Here is a 23031-nt window from a genome sequence, read left to right as displayed (position 1 = left end):
TAGATGGATAGAATATTGCTTTTTATTCCAATGTATAATTGCGAAAACCAAATAAGTAGAGTAATTGAAAAAATAAAAAAATCTGAGGTTTATGTATTTCTAAATGAAATAATTATTATTGATAATCACAGTAAAGACAATTCTATCGAAAATGCAAGACGAGCGATTGAAAAAAATGATTGCAGAAAAGCCAGAGTAGTGAAAAATCACGAAAATGTAGGGCTTGGCGGTACTCATAAATCAGCATTTAAGTATGCTGTGCAAAATAACTTTGATTATGTGATCGTGTTGCATGGAGACGATCAAGGCGATATCTCTGACTTTAGCAAAGTAATATCGGAAAGAGAATATAGAAAATGGGATGCTGTTCTTGGTTCACGATTCATGAAAGGGTCCTCGACACCCGGTTATTCTAAATTTAGAATATTTGGTAATTTAGTGTTTAACAAAATCGTTTCCATAATTACCAGAAGGAAAATCTATGACCTAGGTTCGGGATTAAATATGTACAGAGTTAATGCATTAAGTGAACCGTTTTATTTACGTTATCCCGATAATCTTGTCTTTAATGTATATATGCTTATGGGTCATACTTCCCTTAGTCATAAATTGAAGTTTTATCCGATTAGTTGGCGAGAAGAAGATCAAGTATCTAACGTAAAATTATTTAGTCAAACAAAATATATGACAAAATCCTTGTTATTATATTTGGTTAAACGGAATAAATTCTTAAACGGTAGGGATCATCGAACCAAAACTATAGAGAGTTACTATTTCAATGAATTATGAAAGATTTAATTTCGTGGTTTTGGTCCAAACAGTTTTTCAGGTTTTTAGTTGTTGGCGGTTCTAATGTTGCTTTTGGCTACGTTATTACTTTGCTGCTTTATTTCCTTTTTAGGTATTATAATATAAGTTCAATCTTGAATTTTGTGGCTATCGATATCCCTTTGTTCTTAAGCACTATAATTGGAATTCCAATTGCTTACACTACTCAAACTTTTTTTGTATTTAAAGAGAAATGGAGCTTTAAAAAACTAATAGCATATCCAATAACGTTATTACCTAATATATTAATTCAACAAATTACTTATTTTATATTTGATAATTACTTTGATTTCCCTGGTCATTTGCAGCAATATATTGCTTATGGATTAGCAACGATTACCCCGATACCAATTATGTTTATATTGGTAAAGTTTATAGTTACAAATAAACGAAATGAAAAAGCGGTGGAGGTGACCGAATGAAAATATTAATAACCGGCGGTGTGGGGTTTATAGCTTCTCATATTGTCGATAAACTCATTGAGTTAAATCATTCGGTTATAGTTGTAGACAACTTATCAAACGGGAAAAAGTCTCATTTATCTCTGCGTGCAAAATTTTATCAGGTCGATTTATTGGATGAATCTTTACATGACATAATACAAAACGAGTCTCCCGAGATTGTAATCCATCACGCAGCGCAAATCGATGTGCAAACGTCTTTGCGGAATCCTTCATTCGACGCGACCGTTAATATTAACGGAACGATTCAATTGTTGGAGGCAATTAAAACCGCGGGCGTACGTAAAATGATTTACGCTTCGTCTGCTGCGGTATACGGAACCCCGCTCTATTTGCCGGTTAACGAGAACCATCCGGTTCAACCGTTGTCCTTTTATGGTATCTCTAAACATACACCAGAACATTACATCCAAGTGTATTCAACGCTCTATGGGCTTGATTATACGATTCTTCGCTATGCCAATGTTTATGGCACGAGGCAGGATCCTCAAGGCGAAGGAGGAGTCGTATCGATCTTTATCGATAAGTTGCTGAACGGAGAACAGCCTATAATTTACGGTGACGGCGAACAAACCAGGGACTTCATTTATGTTCAAGATATTGTAGAAGCTAACGTCGCGGCACTTTCAAGAGGATCACGCAGCATTTATAATATTAGTTGCAATCAACAAACGACCGTAAACGAACTTCTGCTAAGCATGTGCCGAATACTGAATCAACCTTACGCCCCGGAATATAAGCCGGCAAGAGAAGGGGATATCGTGAACAGCTGCTTGGATAACACGACGGCTATTAAAGAGTTGAATTGGCTTCCAAAATACTCGCTTCAGGACGGATTAAGAGAAACTTGTGAATATTACTATAAATTATACCAGGAAGCTTAACGGGGCTTTGCTGCGGGAGAAGGGGTGAGATGATGAAAGGGATCATCCTCGCAGGAGGCACGGGTTCACGGTTATACCCGCTTACCAAGGTAACCAATAAACATTTATTGCCCGTCGGAAAGTATCCGATGATCTTTCATTCCATTGCGAAGCTAAAAGAAGCGGGGATTAGAGACATATTAATCGTCACGGGCAAAGAGCATATGGGCGATGTTGTGAACTTGCTCGGCAGCGGAAGCGAATTCGAGTTGTCGTTCACGTACAAAGTGCAGGACGAGGCCGGCGGGATCGCCCAGGCCTTGGGAATGGCAGAGCAATTCGTGAACGAAGACCGAATGGTCGTCATTCTTGGGGACAACGTTTTCGCAGACTCGATTACGGATTATGTGGGCAACTTCAAGCGGCAGGAGCGCGGGGCGAAAATTTTGCTGCAAAAGGTGGAAGATCCCCAGCGGTACGGCGTTCCCGAGCTCCATGAAGGTAAGATTATATCGATTGAAGAGAAACCGAAGCTTCCCAAAAGCAGCTATGCGGTTACCGGAATTTATATGTATGACAGCCGTGTGTTTGATATTATCAAAACGTTAAAGCCTTCCGCCCGAGGCGAACTGGAAATAACGGATGTCAATAATGCTTATATTGCTTCCAATGAGTTAACGTACGATATTTTGCAAGATTGGTGGACGGATGCAGGGACTCATTCTTCCTACAGCAAGGCCAACGAGCTTTCCCAGACGATTGAGTACGGGCCGGAGTTTGGAAAGTTCAAGATGTAGTAGGAGGCAGAATAGCGATGAAAATCCTAGAAACCCGCTTTGCGGAAGTCAAACTGATCGAACCGGCCGTTTTTGGCGACCATCGCGGTTTTTTTATGGAAAGCTACAATGAGCAGTCGTTCCGCGCCAACGGAATAACTCATACATTCGTGCAAGACAATCATTCCTTCTCCGCCGAGGCCGGGGTGCTTCGGGGGCTGCATTACCAGTTGAACCCGAAGGCGCAGACGAAGCTTGTTCGAGTGACGGCCGGGGCGATCTATGACGTGGTGGTCGACATTCGCAAAGGATCGCCTACGTTCGGTGAGTGGCAAGGATTTATTCTTAGCGCCGCCAACAAGCGGCAGCTGCTCGTGCCTCAAGGATTCGCCCACGGGTTCTGCACGCTGGTGCCGAATTGCGAGGTTCAATATAAAGTTGATGCGTTGTATTCGCCGGAGCATGATCGGGGCATCGCCTGGAACGATCCGGCGCTGGCCATCGATTGGCCGACGTCGTCGCCGGTATTGTCGGACAAAGATACGAAGCATCCGGTTCTCGCCGAAGCGGACATCAACTTTATATATGAAGGGTGAATAAACGATGAAGATCATGGTGACCGGCGGCGCCGGATTTATTGGCAGCAATTTTGTTTTGTATATGGCGGAGAAGTATCCGGATTATCATATCGTTAATGTCGATGCGCTTACTTATGCGGGTAATCTGGAAAATTTGCTGGCGATGGAAGGCAACCCGAATTATACGTTCGTCAAAGCGGACATCGCCGACCGCGCGGCGCTGGAGCCTTTGTTTGCGGCAGGCGATATCGGCGCGGTTCTGAACTTTGCGGCGGAATCCCATGTGGACCGCAGCATTCTGCAGCCGGATCTGTTCGTGCGCACGAACGTGTTGGGCACGCAGACGCTGCTCGATCTGGCGAAGCGGTACCATGTGAGCAAGTTCGTGCAAGTATCGACGGACGAGGTGTACGGCACGCTGGGCGAAACCGGCCTGTTCACGGAGGAAACGCCGCTGGCGCCGAACAGCCCGTATTCGGCCAGCAAGGCGGGAGCGGATCTGCTCGTGCGCGCTTACCATGAAACGTTCGGCATGAACGTGAACATTACGCGCTGCTCGAACAACTACGGACCTTTCCAGTTCCCGGAGAAGCTGATTCCGCTTATGATCCGGAACGCTCAGCAGGATAAGCCGCTGCCGGTTTACGGCGACGGGCTTAACGTGCGGGACTGGCTGTTTGTCGAAGATCATTGCTCGGCGATCGATCTCGTTCTGCATAAAGGGGTTAGCGGCGAAGTGTACAACGTCGGCGGCAACAACGAGCGCAATAACCTTCAAGTCGTGCGCACCATTCTTGAGGCGCTGGGCAAGCCGGAGTCGCTTATTACGTTCGTGCAGGACCGTCTGGGCCACGACCGCCGCTATGCGATCGACGCGACTAAGATCCGCCAGCAGCTTGGCTGGGAGCCGAAATACCAATACGAAAGCGGCATTCGGGCGACGATCGCTTGGTATTTGGAAAATCAAGATTGGATGGAGCAGGTCGTATCGGGCGCTTATCAGCAGTATTACGATACGCAATACAAGGAACGTCTGGGGGCTGCTTCGCGATGAGCCGTTCTTTCACGATTCTGGTAACGGGAGCCGGGGGCCAATTGGGCAAAGAGCTGACGGAATGGCAGGCTGAACCTGCCGTTCGGCTTATCGGCTTGTCCCGGGCCGAGCTTGATATTACCGATTTGAAGCAATGCCGCGATGCGATGGAGCGTTACCGGCCCGATGCCGTGATCCATTGCGCGGCCTATACCGCCGTCGATAAAGCCGAGTCCGAGCCGGACGAGGCTTTTCGCGTGAATGCGGCAGGGACGCGCAACGTCGCGCTTGCGGCCAGGGAAGCCGGCGCCAAGCTGGCTTATATCAGTACGGATTACGTGTTTGACGGGCAAAGTCACAAGCCCTACAACGAGTACGACCGGACGAATCCGACGACCGTGTACGGGAAGTCCAAGCTGGCCGGCGAAGAACTGGTGAAATCGCTGCACGACCGTTATTTTATCGTGCGCACCTCTTGGGTGTACGGCAAGCATGGCGCCAACTTCGTGAAGACGATGCTGAAGCTTGGGGCGGAGAAAGACCGCTTGCAAGTCGTCCACGACCAGACGGGTTCTCCGACCTATACGGCGGATCTGGCCCAAATGCTGCTCGAGCTCGTTCAATCCGATTGCTACGGTATATATCACGCATCGAATACGGGAGTTTGCACCTGGTTTGAATTCGCCAAAGCGATTTTCGAGGAGAAAGGCTTGCAGGCAGAGGCCGTGCCTTGCACGACGGCGGAGTTTCCGCGTCCGGCGCCGCGTCCGGCGTACTCGGTTATGGACCATTGCGCGCTGCGGACGAACGGGTTTGCTGCGCTTCGCCCGTGGAGAGAAGCGTTAAAGGACTTTCTCGAAACAATCTAGTTAATCGGCATAAGCGGAGAACGAAGTGAACGAACCGAATGTACCGCGGCTGAAACTGACGGAAAAAGCAGTAATTCATTGCCGGTAGGGCTGCCGGAAGCGATACGTAGAGGGAGCCGAATATAGCCGGCTTCAAGCGGCCCGCTTATGAAACTATTTTTTAAAAGTTAACGTCTAAAGGGATATCCTGTAAATTCGGAATTCTTTTTGTGCCGACATCAAGAAAAGGGGGATAATCGTGAACGTCAAGGTGAGCATCTGCATCGTAACCTATAACAGCGAAGCGCACATCGGCAATTGCCTGAGCGCCGTGCTCCGGCAAAGCCATGCGCCCGAGCGGATCGTCGTCGTGGACAACGCCTCGGCAGACCGGACGGTGGAGCTCGTAAAGCGTTACGGCGAGGTGCAGCTGATCGCGAACGATATAAACAACGGCTTCGCCGGCGGGCAAAACCAGGCGATAGCGGCCGCTGCGGAATCGGATTACGTGCTTGTGCTTAATCCCGACGTCACGCTGGACCCTCGCTATATCGAGTACATCGTCGCCGTGATGGAAAACGATCCGGAAGTCGGCAGCGCCACCGGGAAGCTTGTGCATGCGCTTGATCCGTCCGTTATGGACAGCGCCGGCATCGGGATGCGCGAGCGCGACCGGCAAGGGTACGATCTGGGAGCGGGAGAGCAAGCGGAGCTGTGGAACGAGGAAAGGAACGTGTTCGGCGTTTCGGGGGCTGCGGCTGTCTACCGGATGGCGATGATTCGGGATATATCTTTGGACGGCCAGTTTTTCGACGAGCAGTTTTTCGCCTACAAGGAAGACGTCGACGTCGCTTGGCGGGCGCAAACGCTGGGATGGACGGCCCGTTACGTGCCTCAGGCGCTGGCGCTTCACCATCGGGGCTGGAAGAAGGGCGGCCGCCGCGCCATGCCGCTGTTCGTGCGGCGCCATTCGTATCAGAACCGTTTTTTTACGCTGATCAAAAACGAACGGCCGGGATGGCACTGGCTTCGCCTCATTCCGGCGCTGCTTCTCATCGAAGGAGCCAAGCTTGGCTATATCGTCCTGCGAGAACCCGGCTTGCTCGCTTGTTGGCCGACGATCTTTAAATTATTTCCGGACATGCGGCGCAAGCGCAAGCTCATCCGCGACCAAGCGGCCGGGAGAATCGCGGCAAAAGGAAGAAACGCTGTCCGCGCGGGCGAGAGTCTGGTAAAATGAATGTAAGGGATTGCCAAATCAAGAACGAAGTATGCTCTAAGGGTAAGGGGAGTTAGCGGTGCTACGCCAAAATCAGAGGTTTCTAACGCAGCTATATGTGCTCATGGATCTTGTCAGCATGCTGCTCATGTTTTTGCTTGCCTATTGGCTCAAATTTTATAGCGGCTGGCTTCCGTATTACATGACGGTTCCGTTCGATACGTATTTGCTGTGGAGCACGGTTTATTCGTTCGCCTCTGTCGTCATCGGGTTTTATCTCGGATTTTATTCGCCGAAACGGCGCAAGCGGTTTTCGCACGACGTCATGAAAATTTTGCAAATCCACGCCATTAGCAGCCTTGGCCTCATCAGCCTGCTGTACATCGTGAAGGAAGTCCATATTTCCCGCGAGTTTCTCGCGATGTTTATCGGGCTGAACGTGCTGTCCGTGACCGGGTACCGGTTCGTGGTGAAGATGGCGCTCTTGACCCTGCGCAAGCGGGGATATAACAAGCGTTATATTCTGGTGCTTGGAGCGGGGACGGTCGGCCGAAGATTCTGCTACAAACTGGCGCAATATCCGGGACTGGGCTATGAGGTCGCCGGATTTCTCGACGATTATTTGGAACGGCACGATTCGGAGCACGCGAACTTGAAGCCGATCTTGGGCAAAATCGACCAACTGCCGGAGGTGCTGGCCGACAAGCCGATCGACGAGGTTATTATCGCGCTGCCGCTTGAAGCGCACAACAAATACGCCTACATCATCGAATGCTGCGAGAAAGCGGGGGTTAAGACGCTTATTATCCCCGATTATTTCGATCTGCTGCCGGCGCGTCCGTTCTTCGACAATTTCGCGGGCATGCCGCTTATTAACGTGCGCGACGTTCCGCTTGACGAGCTGAGCAACCAGCTGCTGAAGCGGACTTTCGATATCGTGTTCTCCCTCGTTGCCATTATCGTCGTATCCCCGGCCATGCTGATCGCTGCAATCGGCATCAAGCTGACGTCGCCGGGCCCGATTATTTTCAAACAGGAGAGAATGGGGCTTGACCGCAAGCCGTTCCAAATGTACAAATTCCGCACGATGCACGTTTCCGCACCGGAAGTGTCGGATACGGAGTGGACGGTCGCGAACGATCCGCGCCGCACCCGTTTCGGCAGCTTCCTGCGAAGCACGAGCCTGGATGAGCTGCCGCAGTTTTTCAACGTGCTGCTTGGCCATATGAGCGTGGTAGGCCCAAGGCCGGAGCGTCCGCATTTCGTCAACCAGTTCAAGGAAGAGATACCGAAATACATGGTAAAGCATCAGATCAGGCCGGGCATAACCGGCTGGGCGCAAATGAACGGGCTGCGCGGCGACACGTCGATCGAGGAGAGAATCGTGCACGATTTGTTTTATATTGAAAACTGGACTTTTTTGTTCGATATTAAAATCATTTTGAAAACGATCGTAAAAGGGTTTGTTAACAAAAATGCCTACTAACACCGAGATGCATCAGCTGCATAAACCTGCCGTATCCGTCATCATTCCGACTTTAAACGCGGGGAAAACGTTACTGGAGCTGCTAGTCCGTCTTCAGCGTCAGACGCTCGCGCCGCATGAAATCATCGTCATCGATTCTTCCTCGGAGGACGGGACGCCGCAGCTGGCCGCCGAGCAAGGCGCCACTGTGCTGCACGTGGAGCGTACCGAATTCGATCACGGCGGAACTCGCAACCGGGCGGCGGAGCGGGCGACGGGAGACGTGCTTGTTTTTATGACGCAGGACGCCTTGCCGGCGGACGATACGCTCCTGGAGCGGCTTGTGGAGCCGCTGCTTGGAAGCGAGCGGATTTCCTCCTCGTATGCCCGGCAGCTTCCATATCCGGATGCGAACCCGATCGAACGGATGGCCCGGGCGCACAATTATCCGGCGGAGCCGTCGGTGAAATCGAAAGCGGATTTGCCGCGCCTCGGCATCCGGACGTTCTTCTGCTCCAACGTATGCGCCGCCGTCAAACGCGATGTGTTCGAGCGGATGGGGAGGTTCGAGTCGCCGGTTATATTCAACGAGGACTTGTTTATGGCGGCCGATTGCATCCTGGCCGGTTACGAGGTAGCGTACGCTGCAGATGCGGCGGTCTATCATTCGCATAATTATTCGGCGGTTCAGCAGCTTCGCCGGTTCTTCGACAACGGCGTATCGATGCGCCGCAACGAACGGGTGCAGCCGTACAGCGCCATCGGCGGGGCCGGCAGCAGTCTGGTCAAGCTTCAGCTTGCCGCGCTGGCCCGGGAGAAGCAGTGGCGGTGGATTCCGAAGCTCATCGCGGAGTCGGCGGCGAAGCTGATCGGCTTTAAGCTGGGCTACCATTACCGGAAGCTTCCGGCAGCGCTGTGCAGAAAGCTTAGCATGCATAAGCTGATCTGGGACAAGCTGGAACGGGAGCAGCGCGGTACAGGCGCCGGCTTGCCCGGATAAAAGCTCTTGTCGGACAACCTGCGGCTACGCAGCGTTCATTTCTACAGGATTCCGTGAAACAGTCGTTTCCGCGGGGTCTCTTATCTGGCATATCTATAGAACAAGCTTTTCTCCGACTTGGGGAAAAGCTTGTTTCATTATCCGGGGGTGAAAGCGGAAAATGGAGTTTTGTCCGTAAGGACAATACGGGCGTTACTCGAAGTACGGTCGAAGACGGCTTAGCGTCGGTCAGCACCCTGAGGCACAACGTAGATTAAGAAGAAGGAATGAAAGCTTTATCCGTCAGGATAACGCGGTCTTAGCACAAAAGGGTTGTCGAAGACGGCCGCGCGGCAGGGACGCTCCTTGGGGAGTCCAGAGGGTGCATACCCTTGGGGCCCCTTCTCAGGAGGGGGTTGGGGAGGTGAATGGACTGTGAATAGCCGTTCCTTGCAATGCCGACACTAATGGCTGGGCTGCAAGGAACGAGGTGGAAAAATGGCAGACACGGACTTTTGGCTTATTCTCGCGCTTATCGCGCTTTTTTTATATGCCGTGCAGATAGCGGTTATTATAGCGGCGGAACGAAAGCATGCCGGCAGAGCCGTCGCCTGGAGCTTTATCGCGCTTGTTTGCCCTTTTGCCGGATTTGCCGCCTACCTGATTGCGGAGCGGGATTTCAAGCGGAAGAAGGCGCTCCGCAGGCAGGAATTAAACCGCTTGAAGCAGGCTTGCGAGCTGTCCGGCGCTGAAGCGTTTCAACATGATAAGAACGAAGCTGAGCAACCCGGACAACCCAAGCTCGCACCGGCAGCGCAAGGCGGTCCGCCTCCGGCCCGTCCGCTCCCGAACCCGGACGTCGAGAAGCTTCATCATATTTTGACCGGCGTATCCCAAAGCGCGATCACCGTCCACAACGAGGTACGAGTGTTGACCAACGGGAAAGAGTTTTTTCCGTGTCTGCTGGAGGATCTGGCCCGGGCGAAGCATCATATCCATCTGGATTTCTATACGATTCGGGATGACGGCATCGGCAGCCGGCTTCTTGACGTATTGACCGAGCGGGCCCGTAGCGGCGTCGAAGTGCGCGTCTTATATGACGGTCTCGGCAGCTGGCAGCTGAGCAAGACTTACATAAGCAGGCTGCATGAAGCGGGCATTCGAACGAGCTGTTTCCTCCCGCCGCGGAACGCGATTGCCGCAAGACAGCTGAATTACCGCAATCATAGCAAAATCGCCGTTATCGACGGAAAGATCGGTTTCTTAGGCGGCATCAATATCGGCGACGAATATTTGGGGCTTGATCCGAAGCTCGGTTTTTGGCGGGACACGCAGCTTCGCTTGCAGGGAGACGCAGTTTATTATTTGCAGGAGCTGTTCATGAGACATTGGGCCTATGCGGCGGGCGAAACTCTGCCGTTTGCATCTTATTGCCCGCCGCATCGCATTCCCGGGAAGGAGCGGGTGCTTATCGTATCGGGCGGGCCGGACAGCGGCAAAGAACCGGTTCTGCACGCCGTCTTTGCGGCCATCTCCTCCGCCAGAGAGCGGATTTGGCTGACGACGCCTTATTTTATTCCCGATCCGAGCCTGCTGACGGCGCTTCGGTGCGCCGCAATTGGCGGTGCCGACGTCCGGATGATCGTGCCCGGCAAAACCGACCATATGCTCGTGCTGTCGGCGACGCTTGCCTATGCAAGGCCCCTTCTCGCATCCGGGGTCAAAATATACCGGTACCGGAAAGGCTTCATTCACTCGAAAGTGATGCTCGTCGACCGCCATGCGGCGGTTATCGGCACGGCCAACATGGACATGCGGAGCTTCTACAGCAATTTCGAGCAAAATGCCTTTCTGTTCGACGGGGAAGCCATCGACCGGCTGGAGCGGGATTTTCTCCAGGATATCGCGGATAGCGAGGAGATGAAGCCCGAGGATGCAGATGTGCTTTCCCCAAAGGAAAAAATAAAGGAGGCGGTCAGCCTCCTTCTTTCTCCGTTATTATAGCCGGGGCGAGGATTAGCCTTTGGACTCGACAAAGGCGATGACGGAGCCGAGATCCTGAGGCGGAACGGAGGTCGCCAGCAGATCGCCTTTCTCTTTCAGCCTCTCCTCGATGTTGAGCAGGTGGAAATCCTTCGGATGGCAGCCCCGCCGCACTTCCTCCCACGTCAGAGGCGTGGACACGGGCGCCCCTTCGCGGGCTCTGGGCGTATAGGGAGCGGCAATCGTTTTGCCCCGGTAATGCTGCAAGTAATCGACGTAGATGAGATCTCCCCGGTTTTTGACAAGCCGTTCCACGGTAAAAAGCTTCGGATAAGCCCGCGCCAAATATTCGCCGATAAATTGTCCCAGCGACCGGAGCCGGTCGAAGGTGAATTTCCGCTCGACAGGCACGATAATTTGCACGCCGGTCGCTCCGGACGTTTTTGGAACGGAGCGGATGTGCAGCTTGTCCAGCAGCTCGCCGACGAGCGACGCCGCTTCCATTATGCGGGGTTCTTCCTGGCGGGAGGGATCGAGATCGAGAATCCATTCGGACGGGTAGTCGGGATTCGCGATCCGCTCGAACGAGGCGTGGAACTCCAGACAAGCCATATTGCCAAGCCAGAGCAACGTCGGCAGCGAGTTCAGATGCACATAGTCGATTTGATCGACGGGGGCGGTTTGGACGAAATCGGGCTTGGGCGAAGGGCAGTTTTTCTGATAAAACGACTTGCCGCTTACGCCGTCGGGGTAACGGATGGTCGTCAAATAGCGGTCATGACAATACCGAAGCAGAAACGGAGACAAAGCGACAAGCTTCTGCGCGTAAACCAGCTTCGTAATGCCGTCCTTCGGCCATAGCAGCTTATCGGGGTTGGAGAGCGTGATTTCGCAGCCTTCGACGGCCAGCGTCGCTTTGGTTGTTCTTGCCGCGCTCATCGTTTCGCCTCCGTTCCGGGCATGCCGAACGACACCAGCTTCGGATGCCGCAGCTGGCCGGCCGAAGTGATCTCAAGGCCCGTCACCCGCCCGCGGAGCGGCACGGGGAGCCAGAACAACGTCTCTTTCTTTAAGTCTGCCGGAAGCTGAGCGAAAGGCATCGGCCAGCTGCGCCCGCTTGCGGCGATCTGCCGGACCGCGTCGTCGAGCGTTCGCAGCATCGCCCCGTCGAGACCGATGGACACGGAGCCGAGATAGCAGCCTTCGAGACTCATGATCAGACTTGCGGCCCTCCCGTCGCGAAGCTTAATGCCGACGAGATCGACGTCGATCATCACCTTCGTTTTGGTTTTCAGCCAATCGTTGTGCCGTTTGCCCTCCCGATACGGGCTGTCCAGCTTTTTGCTGACGACGCCTTCCCACCGCCTCTGCTCCACCCACTTCCATAAGGCTTCGCCGTCGGCGTAACATTCCGTGACGAATATCCGCTCCGAGCGGACGGGATTGATTTTGTCCATCAGCATGGCGTGGCGTTCGGCAAAAGGCATCGGGCGCAAATCGCGGTCGTTATCCCGGATTAAATCAAACAAGACGTACATCAGGCCCGGAGCGGCGTGGATATCGGCCGGCAAAGCGGCAGAAGGGGCTCGGGCGGCGGAAGCGCCGGCGGGAGCTGCCGCTTGCCGGGGGGCGGCGTCGGAAACCTCACAGGCCAAGCCGCTTTCCCCGCTGCTGCTGCGAGAGGGACCGAGGCTTGCTGCTCCCGCGTCTTCATCGGGCCGCGCGGAACGGCTGCCTGCAGCGGGGGCGGCGGAACGTACGGAACGTTCGCGCTGAAGCACCTTTTGAAAATTGGGCCGCGAGCCGTCCCAATAGACGACTTCGCCGTCCAGCACGCACGAGCCGAGCTTCTCCAGCCTCGTCCTCAGCAGCCGTTCGACTTCCGGGTAAACGGCGTTTTTCAGCAGCATTTTCCGCGACCAGAGCTGGATTTGCCCGTCCTCCCGGGCTGCGGCGAGAATGCGGACGCCGTCCCACTTCAGCTGGTACGTCCATGCGCCTCCTTCCGGAAGCGACGGACTCGAGATTGGAGCCATCGGCTCGGCGGGCAAAGGAAACAGCGGAGACGGCATTACGAAACCGTCTCCTTTTTCTTCGTGGTACGCGGCTTGCGCGGCTTGGGCGTTTTGCCTTCGGCTTTCGCTTTTTCCGCAGCGCCCGTATCGATGGCGGCTCCTGCCGGGGCGGGCACGGCTCTGGCCGCTTCCAGGCTCGCTTGCAGCGCAGACATCAGATCGATGACGTTCGTTTGCTCTTGCTGCGGCGATACGCGGATTTCTTCGCCGGCGATTTTGCTGTTGATCATGTCCATCATGCTCTCGCGGTAATCGTCGGTATACTTGCCGGGCTCGAACGGCGTTGACAGCTGCTCGATGAGCAGCTTCGCCATCGTAAGCTCCTTGTCGTTCACGTTGACGGCTTCCGGCAGTCCAGGCACTTGGGCGATCGACCGGATTTCGTCAGGGTAGAAGATCGTTTCCATCGCCAGGCAATTGCCGATAACGCGGATGGCGGCAAGGCTGCTTTTGGAGCGGATGGAAATTTTGGCGATGCCGATCCGGCCCGATTCGAGCATAGCCTGCATCAGCAAATTGTACGCGTTGCCGCCGGCTTGGTCGGGAGACAAGTAATACGTTTTTTGAAAATAAATCGGGTCGATCTCCTTTAAATCCACAAAATCCAAAATTTGAATCGTTTTCGATTTTTCGCCCGCCAGCTGCTCCAGCTCGTCCTTCTCGAACAAAACGAAGCGCCCTTTGTCGTATTCGTACCCTTTGACGATATCGTCCCACTCGGCGTTTACGTCGCAGTTCGGACAGCGCCGCACATAAGCGATCGGGCTGCCGCAAGGGCGGTGCAGCATGCGAAGCGAAATGTCCTTGTCCTCCGTCGCGGAAAACATTTTGACCGGAACGTGCACGAGACCGAAGCTGATAGCTCCTTTCCATACCGTATGCAAGATTATTCCCCCTCAAACGTCTAATAGTATCAGGATTCCCCAGATGCATGGGATTGAACCGTACCGGGCATATTTTTAACAAAGCCGGGCCCCTTCATCGAACAGGCTTCGGTAGAAGCTTTTTTTCAAGTCCTGAAATTAGCCGCAGAGGAGGCGACGAATCGATCATGACGGATGACAAGAAGTCCAACTCCGAACGTTTGCCCGAATCGGATCATGAAGGACGCGATCAGTACTATATGGATATCGACCGGATGGTCAACGAAGGGCTCGGCGGCGGTACCGTGTCGGTCCATAACGGATTGATCGAGGAAACGACGACGGACACGATGGAATCGGAGAACGAATAGCGACAAGATTACAGGAAGAGGTGCAGGCTACTTGGATATTCAACGCGCAAACGAGATTTACAACTCCAAGCAAATCATCAGCGTGAAGCTGGACGGGGATCCCGTCTGGATCGAAAAGGTCGATATGGACAACGGAATGGCCACCGTCCAGCTTGGCTCCAATCCGCTGAATACGAAGACGGTATCCGTGAATCAACTGGTGGAGGAAAAATAAAGATAACGGCAAGGGGCGCAGCTTGACGGCTGGCCCCTTGTTCGCTTCTTCGCGCTGTCGCAATGCTTCGCAGCTTTGCCGTCATAGCGGCGGCAAACGGCCGTCCGTCAGCCGCCGAAGGCGTCACGGAACGCCTGGTTCAGACGGTCCTGCTCCACTTCCCACAGCGCGGCGATTTCGCCGCTGACGTTCTGCTCCCACCAATCGGCAAGCAGCTTCCTTTTGCTTCTATTCTCGTAAATGTAAGGATAGTTCGCCGCAACCTTTTTGAAATACAGTTCTTCGGCTTTGCCCATCCGCTCGGGGGAAATATAGGTTTTGAGCCGTTTCGCGGTCCGGTACAGCTCGTTGCTGCACGCCCTTCGGATTTTGCGGGCCGTCGGGTAATTCGCTTCATGCTTGGGGCTTGGGGTATGCATGGCTACGGATTCCTCCTTCCGGTTCGTGCGCAGGGTCATACTTCGGTGAGAAGGCTCCGAATAGGAGCTTTAGTTACAATATGCCGCCGTTTCGAATCGGGACACAGGCACTGAGGAGAAGGATTGCAATCCGTATGCGCCCGTTTCGTTCGGGAACGGAAAAAGTGCCAACGGCCTGTAGAAGGAGGGCAAACGGCTATGATAGAATACTTGAGATAAGAGAGGGAGAAGAGAAGAGCGGAGGGAAAACGTAATGGAATCAATTTCAAATATTATTCACGGGCTGCTGTTATGGATTGAAAGTCTCGGCTATTTCGGAATACTGATCGGCTTGCTGATCGAAGTGATCCCGAGCGAGGTCGTGCTTGCGTACGGCGGATATCTGGTTTCGGAAGGGAATATTTCCTATACCGGCGCGGTCGTATTCGGCGTTATCGGCGCCGTCGGCCAGAACTGGATTTTGTACGCTTTGGGCCGTTACGGAGGACGTCCGCTCGTCAATAAATACGGGAAGTATATTAAAATCAAAGAGAAACATGTGGACATCGCCGAAAGCTGGTTTCAAAAATACGGCGCGGGCATCGTCTTTACGGCCCGTTTCGTGCCGGTTATGCGCCAGGTCATCTCGATTCCGGCCGGCATGGCCAGAATGAACTTCGGGTTGTTTACGCTGCTTACGGCTCTCGCTTCGATCCCTTGGTCGCTCCTTTTCGTTTATTTGGGCAAGACGCTGGGCAGCAACTGGAGCAATATTGAGGCGGAAGCTGGCCAATATGTGCAGCCTGCCATTCTGATCGCGATTGCGCTGCTTATCGTATACGTCCTGTACAAGTTTTTGAAGTCGCGCGGCAAAACGGTATAATGGAGCGAGAAGTATTCGAGCTACGGAGGGATACATAGATGAGCATAAATTTATCGGATAAATTCGGCAAGGGGATTACTCCGCGGCAATTTATCGACGGCATGACGAAAAATAAAGACGATTTTATCGATTGGTATAACCGGTTTGAATGGCCGAGCGAAGACGACAAAACGTTCTTCGAGTCGCTCCGCGGCCGCGAGCTGCGTTGCTTTATTCTGATGGCGGATTGGTGCGGCGACGCCGTGCGCAACATTCCGGTCGTACTGCGGGCTCTGGAGGCCGGCGATATACCGGCGGAGGTGCTCGTGATGGAGCAGCATCTCGATACGATGGACCAGTTTTTGACTTTTGGCGGGCGGTCGATTCCGATTGTCATTTTTGTCGACGCCGGCGGCGAAGTGCTGGGCAAGTGGGGACCGCGTCCGGAATACGTGCAGGAGCCGATGGTGTTGTTCAAGCAAAGCAATCCGGACCGCGAAGCGGCCGATTACGAAGCAAAGCTGGCCGAGACGCGACAGGAAATTATGCGCCGATACGGCGAAGGAACGGCTTATCATCCGCTGGTTATAGCCGAGCTGCGCAAGCTGCTGCAGTCGATTTGAGAGGAGCGAGAATCACCTATGCGCATTGAGACGTTTACGCTCGGACCGCTCCAGACGAACGCCTATTTGCTGACCAATACGGATTCTGAAGGGAAAGAGCGGGGAATCGTTATCGACCCGGGGATGGGCCCGGCCAAGCTTCTTGAACGGATCGCTTCCGTCAAGCTCGAGGCGATCGTGCTGACCCATGCCCATTTCGATCATATGGCGGGCGTCGAAGCCGTTCGGCAAGCGGCAGGATGTCCCGTTTACCTGCATGATTTGGAAGCCGGCTGGCTTGTCGATCCGAAGCTGAACGGCTCGGCCCGCTGGCCCGACGTCACGCAGCCGATTACGGCAAACCCGGCCGAGTACGCGCTGGACGAAGGCCAGAAGCTGGAGCTGATCGGGGAAGTTTTCCGCGTCATGCATACGCCGGGCCACTCGCCTGGCAGCGTCAGCTTATTGTGCGGGAACGAGCTGTTCTCCGGGGACGTATTGTTCAGGCTGTCCGTCGGAAGGACGGATTTGCCGGGCGGCCGCGAGCGGGATTTATACGACTCGATCAACAGGCTTTACCAGGAGCTTCCGGAGAGCGTCAACGTTTATCCGGGCCACGGGCCGAGGACGACGATCGGCTACGAAATGGCGAACAACCCTTATGTTCGCAAGCGTTAACTTTAGAAACAGCCGGAGGCTCTCAAGCCTGCCGGCTGTTTTTTTGATTCGGCGGCGCCGCCGAAACCGAGAGCGAAGCCGAGGGCAGCGCAACGGCTGTGGAAATAACCGCCATAATTTGAGACAATAGAGAAGATTGTGTTCGCTTTAGGGGATACCGATGAATAAAGGACGGTGCATGTAGATTGGCGGAAATAAAAAATAAACAGGATGCGGAGAGCTTGGCGGAAGACAAGCCGGAGAATGCCGGCCCGACGCCGGAGCAGCTGGCCGAAGAGAAGGAGCGGATCGTCAAGGCGGTCGCCGCGGAGCTCAGCCTTCCGTTAACGAAGGTGAAGGCGGCGGTGGCGCTGCTGGACGAAGGCAACACGATTCCGTTCATCGCCCGTTACCGGAAGGAAATGACGGGGGAGCTGGACGAAAACGAGCTGCGCCTCATTGAGGAGAAACTGCAGTACAAACGCAATCTGGAAGAGCGCAAACGCGAGGTCGTTCGTTTAATCGGCGAGCAGGGCAAGCTGACGGACGACCTGCAGCAAGCGATTATAGCGGCCGGCAAGCTGCAGGAGGTCGAAGATTTATATCGGCCTTACCGGCAAAAACGAAAAACGAGGGCCAGCGTCGCAAAAGAGCGGGGACTCGAGCCGCTTGCGCTGTGGCTGTGGTCGCAGCCGCGCCAGGCGGATCCCGTAGCGGAAGCGGCGCGTTACGTCAACGCCGAGAAAGGCGTGGAGACATCGGAGGATGCGCTGCAGGGCGCCATGGACATCCTGGCGGAAAATATCGCCGACGAAGCGTCGCTTCGCGCATGGGTGCGCAGGCATACGTTCGAGCAAGCGCAGATTCGCACGGTCGCAAAGGATAAAGAAGCGGAATCGGTATACGAAATGTATTACGATTACCGCGAGCCGCTGCGCAAGCTGCCGCCGCACCGCACGCTTGCGATTAACCGCGGCGAACGGGAGGACGTGCTGCGCGTTTCGTTCGAGCTTGACCCGGACCGGATTTACGAGCATATGCAGCGCAAGCTGCTGCGGAACGGAACGGCGCCTGCCGTTCGCGAGCTGCTGACGGCGGTGATCGAGGACGCATATAAGCGGCTGATTGCGCCTTCCATCGAACGCGAGGTGCGGGCGGAGCTGACGGAGAAAGCGGAGGAGCACGCGATCTCGATCTTTTCGGCCAATCTTCGGAACTTGCTGCTGCAGCCGCCTGTTCGCGGCCACGTGGTGTTGGGCGTCGACCCGGCATACCGGACGGGCTGCAAGCTGGCGGTCGTCGACGATACGGGCAAGCTGCTAGAAGTGGCCGTATGTTACCCGACGCCCCCCAATAACAAAGTAGCGGAAGCGGAGAAGCTCATTAACTGCTTGATCGACAAGTACGGGGTTCAGCTGATCGTGATCGGCAACGGTACGGCATCGCGCGAGACGGAGCAGTTCGTCGCCGGCTTGATTGCCGGAAGGAGCAAGGAGCCGAAGCTGAAATACATTATCGTGAACGAAGCGGGAGCTAGCGTATATTCGGCTTCCAAGCTCGCGCAAGAGGAATTCCCGTCGCTTGACGTCGCGGAGCGGAGCGCGGTATCGATCGCCCGCAGGCTGCAGGACCCTCTCGCCGAGCTGGTGAAAATCGAGCCCAAAGCGATCGGGGTCGGGCAATATCAGCATGACGTGAGCCAGAAGCGGCTTGACGAAAGCCTTGCCGGCGTCGTGGAATCGGCGGTCAACCATGTCGGCGTAGACGTAAACACGGCTTCGGCTTCGCTGCTCTCCTACGTTGCCGGCATTAACGCGACGATTGCCAAGAACATCGTGAAATACCGGGAGGAGAACGGCAAGTTCGCGAAGCGGCAGCAGCTGCAGAAGGTGCCGCGTCTCGGAGCGAAATCGTACGAGCAGGCCGCAGGCTTCCTGCGTATTGCGGGAGGCGGCAATCCGCTTGACAATACGCCGATCCATCCGGAGTCGTACGGCGTGGTGGACAAGCTTTTCGCGGAACTTGGCGTCAGCCTGAAACAGCTTGGCTCCGAGGAGTTGAAGCGAAAGCTGTCGGAGATTGACGCGGCCGAGCTGGCTCCGCGGCTTGACGTCGGCGTGCCTACTCTCCGCGATATTATCGACAGCCTGCTGCGGCCGGGGCGTGACCCCCGCGAGGAGCTGCCGCCGCCGATTTTCCATACCGACGTGCTGAAGATCGAAGATTTGACGCCGGGTATGGAGCTTCAAGGTACGGTCCGCAACGTAATCGATTTCGGCGCATTCGTCGATATCGGCATTAAAAACGACGGCCTTGTGCATATTTCGCAAATGAGCGATAAATTCGTCAAGCATCCGATGGACGTCGTTTCCGTCGGAGATAACGTAACGGTGTGGGTGCTCAACGTCGATGTCAAAAAAGGGCGCGTCGGCCTGACAATGAGAAAGCCATAACGTTTATTATCCGAAATGAAAGGGGTTGCCGGTAATCGCGCAACCCCTTTATAATTGTAATAGGACTTTATTCGCATATTCGACAATTGCGGGCGAAAGGAGAGAGACTATTGCGCGAGGAGAAATGCATCAGCTCCCCGAACCATAAATGGTTTGGATTGTCGCTTCAGGCTTTGGTCGTGTTATCGCGCAAGCCGTGCTCGATCTCGAGCTCCGAGATGGCGCCGCAGCTTTGTTCCGAGCCTACGCTGCTCAGGCGCGTATTGTCCAAGCTCGCGAAGGAAGGGATCGTGTCGACAAGGGAAGGGCGGGACGGCGGCTATCGTCTTGGCAGGCCGGCCGATTCGATTACGCTTGCCGACGTTTATACGGCGCTTCGCGTCGGGGATCCGCTCTGCAGCGGCATGCTGGATACGACGGGATTCAATGCGTTTGGCCAGGAGATGAAATCGGCGTTTATCGATATAACGGACGAGCTGGAGAGAATGACGGTGACCGTGCTTGGGCGTTACACGATCGCGCAGCTTGCCGAGCGAATTTGCGTCGAAAAGGGCAGCCTGGACGTCACGCTTGCGATCGGCAAGCTTCAGCAGGAAGAGGCCGATATCGAGCAAAGCGGATGAAAGAAATATGAAAAACAGGAATTGACAGAACGGCTTTCTCCATCTATACTGTAATTAATTGAATAACAGTTCATTCGGCAGAAGCTTACTGTGTTAATAATGTCACAGTAAGAAAAGCTTCTGATGAAGCTTATTCGATGAAAAGGGCCTTGGCTTTATCGGATGCTTTTTTTGCCAATAAGAGTTTGAGTTCCCGGAGTATCCCGGCAGCTTATGAATTCTTATACGGTAAATATTTTTGCCGTGAACTGAGCAAGTTATAACACAGATAAATCAGGAGGGAATCCAAATGAGTCATTCCGTATTGGCTTCGAACGATTTGTTTACGCTATTGAAAGAACGTCATTCCGTCCGTCATTATGACCCCGACTTCGTTATTTCGGAAGAAGAAATCAAAGAAATGCTCGAGCTTGCCGTCAAGGCGCCTTCTTCCTCCAATTCGCAAAGCTGGCGTTTTATCGTCGTAACCGACAAAGAGCTGAAAAAACAGCTCAAGCCCGTGTCGAACAATCAACAGCAAGTGGAGGATGCATCGGCCGTTGTTGTCGTATTAAGCGACCTGAAGTTTTACGACAAGCTGGACGATATCTTCACTTCGGCCGTTGAAGCCGGATTTATGTCGCAAGAAATTAAAGAAAACTACGTGCCTAACGCGGTGAAATTGTATGCGTCGCTTTCGCCGGAACGGTTAATGGAGGTCGTAAGTTTCGACGGCGGCCTTGTGGCGATGCAGCTTATGCTGATCGCGAAGTCCAAAGGCTACGACACGGTGCCGATGGCCGGATACGACAAAGAGAAACTGAAGGAGCTGCTGAACATTCCGGAGAATCTTCATCCGCTCATTCTGCTTCCGATCGGAAAAGCGGCACAACCTGGACGCAATACGACCCGCCTTCCGCTCGAGGATATTCTCACGTGGAACCGGTTCGAATAAATCGGCGTTTCCATCCGGGTGCTTTGGCTTAGCTGCTCAACGTTCCCGGAAGCAGAAACTCCCGCAATCGGCGGCATAAGGCCGAATTGCGGGAGTTTTGTTTTTTTATACGTGCTCAAAGCCCCGATCGGTGCTCTTGCTGGCTCGGGCTTTGTTTGCTTTGGTAAAAATACCAGCAGTCGTTCAACAATTTAATTTGGCGGCGGTCTTTTTTCTGAAAAGCGCGCATTAATTGGTTGCACAGCCATTGAGGCATACGCATCCCTCCTTCCGAGCCTAACCTGTTGTAACATTAGGATATGGGCGGAAGCGGGCGAATGTGCAGGTCCAACGTTATTCGTCGTATTCTTCCTCGTACCATTGCTCCAGCTGCGCCTGGAGCGCGCGAATTTCGGTCAACAGCGCGATAAGCGGGTAGGCTTGCTCCCGGATGCCCGCGAACTGCCGCTCCAGCTCGTTGATATAATCGAGGCCGGATACGACGGATGCGGAAGGATGATGCAGCTCTACGTCATTGCATTCCGCAATGGCTTTAGGCAGCGCCGGAACATGCTCGGCCGTCAGCTTGTCCATTTCTTTATGAAGCCTTAGGTTCAGCGCGCTCAGCTGATAGGCGTGGGTGGCCGGCATTTCGACGAACGTAAACGTTTGATGATCGGACATAAGGACGTAACGCATTGCTGGCATGAATATGTACTCCCCTCAACATAATGCTTTACCTGCATATAAAGCACGTCAATCTTCGCAATATTGCTACTTGACAGTGTAGCGTATCGAGCCTTTACAATTCAAGTAGTTGGGGGAGATTGTACATGACGGATGAGATGCTGCAGCAATGGGTCGAGAGGGTATCGCTGCAATTTTTCGGCAGGCCCTTTATTCATAAGGCAACGTTCAACGGGCGGCTGAAAGCGACCGGCGGACGTTATTTCACGAAGTCGCACAATATCGAGATCAGCCCGCATCAGCTTGCGGCTTTCGGCGAAGAAGAAACGGAGAAAATCATTAAGCACGAGCTGTGTCATTACCATCTTCATTTGATGCGGAGAGGGTACCGGCACCGGGACGCGGATTTCAAGCTGCTCCTGAAGCAGGTAGGGGGATCGCGGTATTGCCGGACGCTGCCGGAGAGGGAGGAGCGGAGGCGCCTGCCTTACAAATACAAGCTCGTATGCCGGAACTGCGGTATGGAATATTTGCGAAAAAGGAAAGTGGATCCGGCCAAATACGTTTGCGGAAAATGCCGCGGAAAATTATTAATAAAATCGCTTGACATTCCGGACAGGCCGTGATAAATTATTACTTGTCGCCGCTGATGAAACGGCACGAATTGAATAGCGTTTTTATGACATATATTCCCTGATAGCTCAGTCGGTAGAGCACTCGACTGTTAATCGAGTTGTCACAGGTTCGAGTCCTGTTCGGGGAGCCATGGAGAGATACCCAAGTGGCTCAAGGGGACCCTCTGCTAAGGGGTTAGACTGCGCAAGCGGTGCGAGGGTTCGAATCCCTCTCTCTCCGCCATACTCGTCATAAGACGCATTGCATGGCCCGTTGGTCAAGGGGTTAAGACACCTCCCTTTCACGGAGGTAACAGGGGTTCGAATCCCCTACGGGTCATTTTCTTTTTTTTATATGTGCGGTAGTGGTGGAATGGCAGACACGCTATCTTGAGGGGGTAGTGGGCGTACGCCCGTGGAGGTTCGAGTCCTCTCTACCGCACCATAAATATGACGATAAATTCGAAAGCCTTGCTGAGCAAGGCTTTTTTTGGTGTTTTAAATGGTAGTTTAGGATTATTTCTTATTGTATATCATGTAAGAACTCGAAAGAAAGCTTTGTCCGCAGGACAACGCGAGCCGAGCAGGGATGATCATCGAAGGTGGTCACGTTGCAGGCGACACCCCGAGGCATAACTTAACGTAGGCGGGTCGAAAGAAAGCTTT

The 23031-nt window shown here is 53.6% G+C and carries 26 protein-coding genes and 4 tRNA genes; 24 read left to right on the top strand and 6 right to left on the bottom strand.

The annotated features are described in order from the left end of the window. Positions 1–3 precede the first annotated feature (3 nt). The 11 genes from ACFSW5_RS03275 (at position 4) to cls (ending at position 11054) form a co-directional block, all read left to right on the top strand. Positions 4–789, top strand: coding sequence for a glycosyltransferase family 2 protein (locus ACFSW5_RS03275; protein WP_379269731.1), 786 nt, complete (start codon positions 4–6; stop codon positions 787–789). Next, positions 786–1250: a GtrA family protein gene (locus ACFSW5_RS03270; RefSeq protein WP_379269729.1), complete on the top strand. Its 465-nt coding sequence runs from the start codon at positions 786–788 to the stop codon at positions 1248–1250. Before ACFSW5_RS03275 ends, ACFSW5_RS03270 begins: the two co-directional genes overlap by 4 nt. Then, positions 1247–2173, top strand: a complete 927-nt coding sequence (locus ACFSW5_RS03265) for an NAD-dependent epimerase/dehydratase family protein (protein WP_379269727.1) — start codon at positions 1247–1249, stop codon at positions 2171–2173. The genes ACFSW5_RS03270 and ACFSW5_RS03265 overlap by 4 nt, the downstream gene beginning before the upstream one ends. 32 nt (positions 2174–2205) lie before the next feature. Beyond that, positions 2206–2949: a sugar phosphate nucleotidyltransferase gene (locus ACFSW5_RS03260; protein WP_379269840.1), complete on the top strand. Its 744-nt coding sequence runs from the start codon at positions 2206–2208 to the stop codon at positions 2947–2949. A gap of 17 nt (positions 2950–2966) precedes the next feature. Then, a complete protein-coding gene (rfbC, locus tag ACFSW5_RS03255; RefSeq protein ID WP_379269724.1) occupies positions 2967–3524 on the top strand; it encodes a dTDP-4-dehydrorhamnose 3,5-epimerase in 558 nt (185 codons plus the stop codon). A 7-nt stretch (positions 3525–3531) separates the two neighbouring features. Beyond that, positions 3532–4560, top strand: a complete 1029-nt coding sequence (rfbB, locus tag ACFSW5_RS03250; RefSeq protein WP_379269722.1) for a dTDP-glucose 4,6-dehydratase — start codon at positions 3532–3534, stop codon at positions 4558–4560. Next, positions 4557–5408, top strand: coding sequence for a dTDP-4-dehydrorhamnose reductase (gene rfbD, locus ACFSW5_RS03245; protein WP_379269718.1), 852 nt, complete (start codon positions 4557–4559; stop codon positions 5406–5408). Before rfbB ends, rfbD begins: the two co-directional genes overlap by 4 nt. A gap of 238 nt (positions 5409–5646) precedes the next feature. Next, entirely contained in the window at positions 5647–6627 is a 981-nt protein-coding gene (locus tag ACFSW5_RS03240) for a glycosyltransferase family 2 protein (protein ID WP_379269716.1), read from the top strand. Positions 6628–6685: 58 nt separating this feature from the next. Continuing rightward, positions 6686–8092, top strand: coding sequence for an undecaprenyl-phosphate glucose phosphotransferase (locus ACFSW5_RS03235; protein WP_379269714.1), 1407 nt, complete (start codon positions 6686–6688; stop codon positions 8090–8092). After that, entirely contained in the window at positions 8082–9071 is a 990-nt protein-coding gene (locus ACFSW5_RS03230) for a glycosyltransferase family 2 protein (protein ID WP_379269712.1), read from the top strand. Before ACFSW5_RS03235 ends, ACFSW5_RS03230 begins: the two co-directional genes overlap by 11 nt. 477 nt (positions 9072–9548) lie before the next feature. Then, positions 9549–11054, top strand: coding sequence for a cardiolipin synthase (cls, locus tag ACFSW5_RS03225; protein ID WP_379269710.1), 1506 nt, complete (start codon positions 9549–9551; stop codon positions 11052–11054). Positions 11055–11066: 12 nt separating this feature from the next. Here cls and ligD read toward each other — a convergent pair whose 3' ends face one another. From ligD to ku, 3 genes are read right to left on the bottom strand one after another with little or no spacing between them, the layout of a single operon-like run. Next, on the bottom strand, positions 11067–11972 hold the full coding sequence (gene ligD, locus ACFSW5_RS03220; RefSeq protein WP_379269708.1) for a non-homologous end-joining DNA ligase: 906 nt from the start codon (positions 11970–11972) through the stop codon (positions 11067–11069). Further along, positions 11969–13105, bottom strand: a complete 1137-nt coding sequence (locus tag ACFSW5_RS03215) for an ATP-dependent DNA ligase (RefSeq protein ID WP_379269705.1) — start codon at positions 13103–13105, stop codon at positions 11969–11971. Before ACFSW5_RS03215 ends, ligD begins: the two co-directional genes overlap by 4 nt. Continuing rightward, complete coding sequence (gene ku, locus ACFSW5_RS03210; protein WP_379269703.1) at positions 13105–13992, bottom strand: non-homologous end joining protein Ku; 888 nt, start codon at positions 13990–13992, stop codon at positions 13105–13107. Before ku ends, ACFSW5_RS03215 begins: the two co-directional genes overlap by 1 nt. A gap of 167 nt (positions 13993–14159) precedes the next feature. On the opposite strand from ku, the gene ACFSW5_RS03205 reads away from it, so the two are divergent. Beyond that, positions 14160–14342 carry a hypothetical protein gene (locus ACFSW5_RS03205; protein WP_379269695.1) on the top strand — a complete coding sequence of 61 codons (183 nt, stop codon included), beginning with the start codon at positions 14160–14162 and terminating at the stop codon, positions 14340–14342. Positions 14343–14373: 31 nt separating this feature from the next. Beyond that, complete coding sequence (locus ACFSW5_RS03200; protein ID WP_379269693.1) at positions 14374–14556, top strand: H-type small acid-soluble spore protein; 183 nt, start codon at positions 14374–14376, stop codon at positions 14554–14556. 107 nt (positions 14557–14663) lie between these two features. On the opposite strand, the gene ACFSW5_RS03195 is transcribed toward ACFSW5_RS03200, so the two are convergent. Beyond that, positions 14664–14975 (bottom strand): dehydrogenase, encoded by a 312-nt coding sequence (locus tag ACFSW5_RS03195; RefSeq protein WP_379269691.1) that lies wholly within the window; start codon positions 14973–14975, stop codon positions 14664–14666. 253 nt (positions 14976–15228) lie between these two features. On the opposite strand from ACFSW5_RS03195, the gene ACFSW5_RS03190 reads away from it, so the two are divergent. The 6 genes from ACFSW5_RS03190 (at position 15229) to ACFSW5_RS03165 (ending at position 21085) form a co-directional block, all read left to right on the top strand. Beyond that, positions 15229–15837, top strand: coding sequence for a DedA family protein (locus tag ACFSW5_RS03190; RefSeq protein ID WP_379269689.1), 609 nt, complete (start codon positions 15229–15231; stop codon positions 15835–15837). A 38-nt stretch (positions 15838–15875) separates the two neighbouring features. After that, positions 15876–16439, top strand: coding sequence for a thioredoxin family protein (locus ACFSW5_RS03185; RefSeq protein WP_379269687.1), 564 nt, complete (start codon positions 15876–15878; stop codon positions 16437–16439). An 18-nt stretch (positions 16440–16457) separates the two neighbouring features. Next, a complete protein-coding gene (locus ACFSW5_RS03180) occupies positions 16458–17096 on the top strand; it encodes an MBL fold metallo-hydrolase (protein ID WP_379269684.1) in 639 nt (212 codons plus the stop codon). Between the two features lie 221 nt (positions 17097–17317). After that, positions 17318–19528, top strand: coding sequence for a Tex family protein (locus ACFSW5_RS03175; protein ID WP_379269681.1), 2211 nt, complete (start codon positions 17318–17320; stop codon positions 19526–19528). Positions 19529–19638: 110 nt separating this feature from the next. Continuing rightward, positions 19639–20151 (top strand): RrF2 family transcriptional regulator, encoded by a 513-nt coding sequence (locus ACFSW5_RS03170; protein ID WP_379269676.1) that lies wholly within the window; start codon positions 19639–19641, stop codon positions 20149–20151. 289 nt (positions 20152–20440) lie between these two features. After that, positions 20441–21085, top strand: coding sequence for a nitroreductase family protein (locus ACFSW5_RS03165; RefSeq protein WP_379269674.1), 645 nt, complete (start codon positions 20441–20443; stop codon positions 21083–21085). Between the two features lie 115 nt (positions 21086–21200). Here the strand turns inward: ACFSW5_RS03165 and cmpA are convergent, their stop codons facing one another. Then, complete coding sequence (gene cmpA, locus ACFSW5_RS03160; RefSeq protein ID WP_379269672.1) at positions 21201–21341, bottom strand: cortex morphogenetic protein CmpA; 141 nt, start codon at positions 21339–21341, stop codon at positions 21201–21203. A gap of 77 nt (positions 21342–21418) precedes the next feature. Continuing rightward, complete coding sequence (locus tag ACFSW5_RS03155; RefSeq protein ID WP_379269669.1) at positions 21419–21772, bottom strand: hydrolase/acyltransferase; 354 nt, start codon at positions 21770–21772, stop codon at positions 21419–21421. Between the two features lie 125 nt (positions 21773–21897). Here ACFSW5_RS03155 and ACFSW5_RS03150 point away from each other — a divergent pair, with 125 nt between their 5' ends. From ACFSW5_RS03150 to ACFSW5_RS03130, 5 genes are all read left to right on the top strand, one after another. Continuing rightward, a complete protein-coding gene (locus tag ACFSW5_RS03150; protein WP_379269667.1) occupies positions 21898–22377 on the top strand; it encodes a SprT family protein in 480 nt (159 codons plus the stop codon). 64 nt (positions 22378–22441) lie between these two features. Further along, a tRNA-Asn gene (locus ACFSW5_RS03145) sits at positions 22442–22517 on the top strand. 1 nt (position 22518) lies between these two features. Next, a tRNA-Ser gene (locus ACFSW5_RS03140) sits at positions 22519–22609 on the top strand. Positions 22610–22633: 24 nt separating this feature from the next. Beyond that, positions 22634–22705: transfer RNA gene (locus ACFSW5_RS03135), tRNA-Glu, on the top strand. A 19-nt stretch (positions 22706–22724) separates the two neighbouring features. Beyond that, positions 22725–22810 (top strand) — tRNA-Leu (locus ACFSW5_RS03130). Positions 22811–23031 lie beyond the last annotated feature (221 nt).

The sequence above is a fragment of the Paenibacillus thailandensis genome, assembly GCF_042685365.1.
In the GTDB taxonomy this organism is placed as follows: domain Bacteria; phylum Bacillota; class Bacilli; order Paenibacillales; family Paenibacillaceae; genus Paenibacillus_AP; species Paenibacillus_AP thailandensis.
The sequence above is the reverse complement of the archived record's forward strand: the minus strand, read 5'-3'. Positions and strand labels throughout refer to the sequence as shown.